The sequence below is a fragment of the Anaerosporobacter sp. genome (genome assembly GCF_965301125.1).
Genome location: NZ_CBDLAM010000120.1, coordinates 6,694 through 12,375 on the forward strand (window position 1 = coordinate 6,694; position 5,682 = coordinate 12,375).

Below are 5,682 nucleotides of genomic sequence, written 5' to 3' on the forward strand. Positions count from 1 at the left end.
AACGTACATACTTCTCCTTCATCTAATCGATAGAGCGTAACCTCTTTACCGTTTTCTGATTGAATATACACACGTAATTGACCCTCATACACCGCCAACAATCCTAAACACTTGCCCATTGATTCATTGATGAACTGTCCCTTTATGTATTTACTAATATATGAATTTTGTACAAATTCCTCCTTCTGACGATTCGATATTTGATTCCAGAATGGATATATATGACTAAAGTACTGATGAAAATTTATCTCCACAATCACACCTCCGAACATTTAGTTTACATTTTATTAAATACTATTTTTTATATTCTATATAACTTTTCCAGCTAATACTTCCATATAATCTTTATAATTTTCCTTTAGTAATTTAGGTACATTCAGACCATATGGGCAGCTTGATGAACAACGTCCACAATTAAAACATTTTTTAATGCGTCTCATCTTATCTTGAACTTCTTTGGTTAATTGCAGTTCGGCTGAAGATTGTCGTAGCAATAATGACATTCTTGCACAAGTATTGATTTCAATTCCAACAGGGCATGGCATACAGCGACCGCAACCACGACATAAATTTCCTGTTAATTCGTTCTGATTTTTTTCTGTTGTTCCTAATATATCTATTGTCATATAACTTATTCACCTCTTATATGTATTATCCTATATTTATTATCACTTATCTTCCATATGTTCTAGTTCAAAATGTGTTAACCTGAATATAAGTTAGATATTACTCTTCTAACTATAAGATTTCTTATGAAACCTGTCAATCATTCAAGTGAATATATTATTCAATCTTCTCTTTTTAAGTGGACTAGGACAATTTCTAAATTCAATTTGTCCTAGTTCACTAATTTTAACCATTAACAATCTATTCTACAGGAAATCGATAAAAGAATGTACTACCAACACCAAGTTCACTCTCTACCCATACCTCTCCATGATGAACATCCGCAATCCATTTTACCATGGATAAGCCAAGCCCAAGGTTTCCTTCTTCCCTAACTGTTCTTGATGGATCAACTTGATAGAATCTTCTAAAGATCTTTTCCATGTTTTCCTCAGCTATACCAATTCCATCATCGCTTACATAGCCAGCAAATTGTTCCTTATCTGTTCCTCTGTTTTCTCTGTACAAAGCAATTTCAATATGCCCAGATTCTTTCCCATAATGGATGGCATTCATAATCAGATTTATAAAAAAACGCATTAACAACGTTTCATCACCCTTTATTGCTATTCCTTCTTCAATCAAAGCATGAACGTTGATATTTTTCTTCTTCGCCTTTTCTTTCGCATCTTCAACTATTACTTCTAATAAATCGCTTAGATTAACCCACTCAAGCTGTATTTTATTTTCATCTAAATCGCCTCTAGCTAACAATAGTAGTTGACTTATAAGATTGGAAATACGCTTTGTCTGTAGGTAAATACTATCTAATGCTTCTTTTGTTTCCTCACAATTCTCAAGTTCCCTAGCATATTCACACTGCGACAATATTACACTTACTGGTGTTCGAAGTTCATGAGAAACATCTGATGTAAACTGTTTTTCTCTTTCAAAAGAATCTTCTAGTCTTTCAAACATTTGATCAAACGTTCTACCTAAACGATATAATTCATCATCCCCCTCACCTAGATTTACTCGTTTGCTTAGGTCTTTTCCACTGGTAATCTGTTCAACCGTTTTACTCATCTGATTTACAGGTTTGAATGCCCTTTTAGTAAGAATATACCCTCCTACAATAGCAATCACGATAATCAAGGGTGCTAATATCATTAAAACACGAATGTTAACATGTATAGGCCCGGCATTGTTTGTTGTTAACGTCATACCTCGTACAGTAAGCTGTCCATATCCAGGTATTTCTTGTGATAAATCGTATAAATACCATTCCTCTGACAATGATATTTTTCGTAGTTCTTGATTCATAATCGGTAAGGTATGGTCAACAACTTTAGGAAGAAAACCATTAATCAATTGATTATTACTATTATATACTGCTATATATATACCTTTTTCAATAAAAATATCTTCTTCATCAATTTCAAGTTTCCCATCCTCAAACTCTATGTCATCCATAACATCTGCTACTTGATTGATAAGCATCTCTTTTGACGAATTTCTTATTATACGATCACTAATCAGATAAGTTATCAAAACAATCATTAAAGCCATAATACAAAGAAAAGCAGTATACCATAGGGTTACCTTCCACGTAATCGATATTCTTTTCCCACGCTTCCTATTCATGACTTGCCTCATCTCTAAGCACATATCCTGCTCCTCGAATAGTATGAATCAATTTAGGCTCAAAATTTTGATCTATTTTCTTACGAAGATATCGTATATATACGTCTATTACGTTGGAGCCACCCTCATAATCAAAATTCCATATGTGTTGTTCAATCTTTGCTCTACTTAACACAACACCTTGATTTCGTATCATATATTCTAATACAGAAAATTCCTTACTAGATAATGAAATAACTGTATTCCCCCTCTTAACAATTCTTGTATCACAGTCAACCATTAAATCCGCCACAGTGAATATATTCGTTGCTTCATCAATACTTCGTCTTGTTAATACACGTATTCTAGCTAATAATTCTTCGAATGCAAAGGGCTTGACCAAATAATCATCAGCTCCACTATCCAGTCCCATTACTCGATCTTCAATACCGTCTTTAGCAGTTAATAACAATATCGGTGTTTTATCTCGATTTTTACGCATTAATCGAACTAAATCAAGACCATTTAACTTCGGCAACATAATATCAAGCACAATCACATCATATTCAGCGAGTCTCATATAATCAAGTGCTTCTTCACCATTAAAACAAGAATCAACACTATAACCTTCTTTATTAAGTCTTTTCTTAATTATTGTATTCAAGTCTTTCTCATCTTCTACTACTAATATCCTCATATAAATTCTTTCATCCTTTTCCTTGCTAAGATAATTCTCGAGAACATTATCTTATATAATAGCGTAATTTTCTACTATAATTTTAATTTTTAATTTTAATATTAATTTTAATATTCTTTTAATGTTAAGATTTTATACTAAGCAAGTAATCAATCAAGAAAATAAATTTTAGATAATAAAAAGGAAGGTTAGAAAATTATGAAAAAAACATTTACTAGTAAAGTATTCGTATTTGCAACAATCTTAACAATCGGAGTAGGTTCTCAATCGTTATTTGCAAATGCTGCAAACGCCAAATTTACTTCATCAACAAAAACTACTTCTAAAATAAATGTAAAATCAGTGGAATATGATTATGATGATACGGATGACTCTATTGAAATTGATTTTTCAAATAAAATCAAGCTTAAATCTTCAGCAAAAGCAAGTGTTAAAGATAGCTCTGGTAAAACATATAAAACATTTATAGAAGAATCCGATAACAATGAAATCGACTTAGATGTAGCTAATTTAAAAGCTGGTAAAAAATATACGGTTACGATTAATGGGATCAAGAATGCTAATGCTTCTAAATACGGAACTCTAACAATCAACTTCAGCATTCCAAAAGCATCTACTAATCTTGTGAAAGATGTAGAGTTTGATAATGAAGATAAGGAAGTATCCTTTGACTTTCGTAACAATGTGAAATATAACAATGTAAAAGTTACTATTACTAATACTAAAGGAACAAAAACTTACAAAACTACTGTTGTAGAAAAAGATAATGATGAATTAACTGTAAGAGTAAATGGATTAACAGAAGGAAAAACATACAAATACACTATAACAGGGGTTACTGAGAAAGCATCTGGTAGCTCGAAAAAGTTAACAGGTACTTTTGTAGCTTTAGACAACTAAATCTGAGAATCTGGTAAGGGTAAGGGCAAGGCCAAACAAGTTGGCTTGCCCTTATTCTATAATTTCTTCCCACACTTAGGACAATATTCATAATCAGATTCTTTGGTATTAAATCCGCAATTGCTACAGAGTTTAATACTATTTTCACGACATCCAAAAATTCATAGTACTAATGCTAGACAAGCTTAAGAATTTATTAGTATTGATTCTATATACTCTTTACAATGTTCCATAATAGTTTTCATATTATCTAGATCCGTTATTACATCTCCTGTTTCCATCGAATGATCTGCTTGATCCGTTGTATATAAGCTCATAGATAAATCTTGACACGTGTCTATAACATCTTGCGTTTCGACCCATGTATCAGATGTTCCATGGAATACAATACCATTCCCACAAAGCATCGGTAACGAATGTTTTACCGGAGTAAGATATATACTAAATAATTTACTTGATATTGATGAATCTTCATGTATTAACTTGTTAGCTAACGTACCAGAAACAGCGGTTCCAATACTTTTTGCCAAGAACAGAATCTTATCGTATTGATTAAAATCCGTAACACCTTGCTCTTTCAGAGATTTTCTCGTTTCGTTCATCGCATGTTCAAATGCAGCTTTTAAGTCCCCTTTTGGTAATGTGCCGTAATCTACTTCTATTGTCTCAAAACCGAGATTTTCAGCTAGATTTTTTGAATAATACAAAAGTGGTTTATTTGAATTATAGCCCATACCAGGAAATATAATTGCTAAGTTCTTTTTTTTAGTATTTTCCATTATTAGTCCTCCAAATATCATTCATACAAATCATACAAAATATTATTTACAACTAGTATACCACAATATGTAATAATAAAAAAAGTCCTTACCTAACATCTGATATCCTAAATATCAAATAATTAGATAAGAACTTATATATTCTTAATATCTTTGACTGTTATGGTCTTAAACCGGAACCACCTTGCATTGTTATTGTTTCACCTGTAAGATATGATGCGTCATCAGAAGCAAGGAATACACATAGACGTCCTACATCCTTCTCCGGATCTGCGAATTTACCCATAGGTACATTTTTGATTGTCTTCTCATAAGCTTCGGGATATTCTTCTTTGAACTTAACAAGGCCTTCTGTCATAGCTAGAGGACAGACAACATTCACGTTAATTCCATCAGGAGCCCATTCGGTTGCTGCAACTCTTGATAACCCTCTTATACCTTCCTTCGTAGCTGCATAAGAAGACTGAGCAACTCTTCCGGAAAGTCCTGCACCTGAGGCAAAATTTATAACAGAACCTTTTGCTTCTTTAAGATAAGGATATGCTTCTCTCATATAGAAAAATGTTGCATAGAGACCTGTATTTATAGCCAAATCAAAATCTTCTTTCGTATGCTCTATTAGCATTAATCCAGATTTTGAAGCTTGCGCATTATTAATTACTACATCAATCTTGCCAAATTTCTCAACTGTTTTTGCAATAACATTTTTAATTGCCTGCTCATCCGCACCATCTGCTACAACAGTGAGAACTTCAACACCACATTCATTTTCTAGCGTTTGTTTTGCTTTAGTAAGAGTTTCTTCCGTTCTTCCTGTAAGTACTAACTTGGCGCCTTCTTTTGCAAATGCGGTACTTATACCATAACCAATTCCACGACCTCCACCAGTTATTATTACAACCTTATCTTTTACCATATCCATTGTACCTCCTGCTTATTCTAGTATTTGTAGAGTAAATCAAGTGAATTTCTGTATATACATGGAATATTATAGTTCTATTCTAGTAAAAGTCAAGTTATTTTGTATAATATAAACTAATGTATTGAATATACTAGGAAGTTTTAGAATATTTTATA

6 protein-coding genes and 1 pseudogene are annotated in these 5,682 nt (G+C 32.4%); 1 reads left to right on the forward strand and 6 read right to left on the reverse strand.

Annotation, left to right across the window (positions count from 1 at the left end; translation table 11 throughout):
* From ACW2QF_RS13065 to ACW2QF_RS13080, 4 genes and pseudogenes are all read right to left on the reverse strand, one after another.
* Nucleotides 1-254: pseudogene (locus tag ACW2QF_RS13065) on the reverse strand (Crp/Fnr family transcriptional regulator); the annotation flags it as partial.
* 54 nt (nucleotides 255-308) lie between these two features.
* Nucleotides 309-626, reverse strand: coding sequence for a 4Fe-4S dicluster domain-containing protein (locus ACW2QF_RS13070; protein ID WP_455716449.1), 318 nt, complete (start codon nucleotides 624-626; stop codon nucleotides 309-311).
* 241 nt (nucleotides 627-867) lie between these two features.
* The gene (locus tag ACW2QF_RS13075) at nucleotides 868-2,250 is read right to left on the reverse strand and encodes a sensor histidine kinase (protein WP_455716450.1); all 1,383 of its coding nucleotides are present in this window, start codon (nucleotides 2,248-2,250) and stop codon (nucleotides 868-870) included.
* Nucleotides 2,243-2,926 carry a response regulator transcription factor gene (locus ACW2QF_RS13080; RefSeq protein WP_455716451.1) on the reverse strand — a complete coding sequence of 228 codons (684 nt, stop codon included), beginning with the start codon at nucleotides 2,924-2,926 and terminating at the stop codon, nucleotides 2,243-2,245. Before ACW2QF_RS13080 ends, ACW2QF_RS13075 begins: the two co-directional genes overlap by 8 nt.
* A 198-nt stretch (nucleotides 2,927-3,124) precedes the next feature.
* Between ACW2QF_RS13080 and ACW2QF_RS13085 the strand changes: the two genes are divergently transcribed.
* Nucleotides 3,125-3,826 carry a hypothetical protein gene (locus tag ACW2QF_RS13085; RefSeq protein ID WP_455716452.1) on the forward strand — a complete coding sequence of 234 codons (702 nt, stop codon included), beginning with the start codon at nucleotides 3,125-3,127 and terminating at the stop codon, nucleotides 3,824-3,826.
* Nucleotides 3,827-4,011: 185 nt separating this feature from the next.
* Here ACW2QF_RS13085 and ACW2QF_RS13090 read toward each other — a convergent pair whose 3' ends face one another.
* Together ACW2QF_RS13090 and ACW2QF_RS13095 are read right to left on the reverse strand one after the other, a co-directional pair.
* Complete coding sequence (locus ACW2QF_RS13090) at nucleotides 4,012-4,605, reverse strand: hypothetical protein (protein WP_455716453.1); 594 nt, start codon at nucleotides 4,603-4,605, stop codon at nucleotides 4,012-4,014.
* A 160-nt stretch (nucleotides 4,606-4,765) separates the two neighbouring features.
* Complete coding sequence (locus ACW2QF_RS13095; RefSeq protein WP_455716454.1) at nucleotides 4,766-5,527, reverse strand: SDR family NAD(P)-dependent oxidoreductase; 762 nt, start codon at nucleotides 5,525-5,527, stop codon at nucleotides 4,766-4,768.
* Nucleotides 5,528-5,682 lie beyond the last annotated feature (155 nt).

Excerpts from the sequence above, each read along its gene's own strand:
- ACW2QF_RS13070 (WP_455716449.1), bottom strand. The coding sequence starts at position 626 with ATGACAATAGATATATTAGGAACAACAGAAAAAAATCAGAACGAATTA.
- ACW2QF_RS13075 (WP_455716450.1), bottom strand. The coding sequence starts at position 2,250 with ATGAATAGGAAGCGTGGGAAAAGAATATCGATTACGTGGAAGGTAACC.
- ACW2QF_RS13080 (WP_455716451.1), bottom strand. The coding sequence starts at position 2,926 with ATGAGGATATTAGTAGTAGAAGATGAGAAAGACTTGAATACAATAATT.
- ACW2QF_RS13085 (WP_455716452.1), top strand. The coding sequence starts at position 3,125 with ATGAAAAAAACATTTACTAGTAAAGTATTCGTATTTGCAACAATCTTA.
- ACW2QF_RS13090 (WP_455716453.1), bottom strand. The coding sequence starts at position 4,605 with ATGGAAAATACTAAAAAAAAGAACTTAGCAATTATATTTCCTGGTATG.
- ACW2QF_RS13095 (WP_455716454.1), bottom strand. The coding sequence starts at position 5,527 with ATGGATATGGTAAAAGATAAGGTTGTAATAATAACTGGTGGAGGTCGT.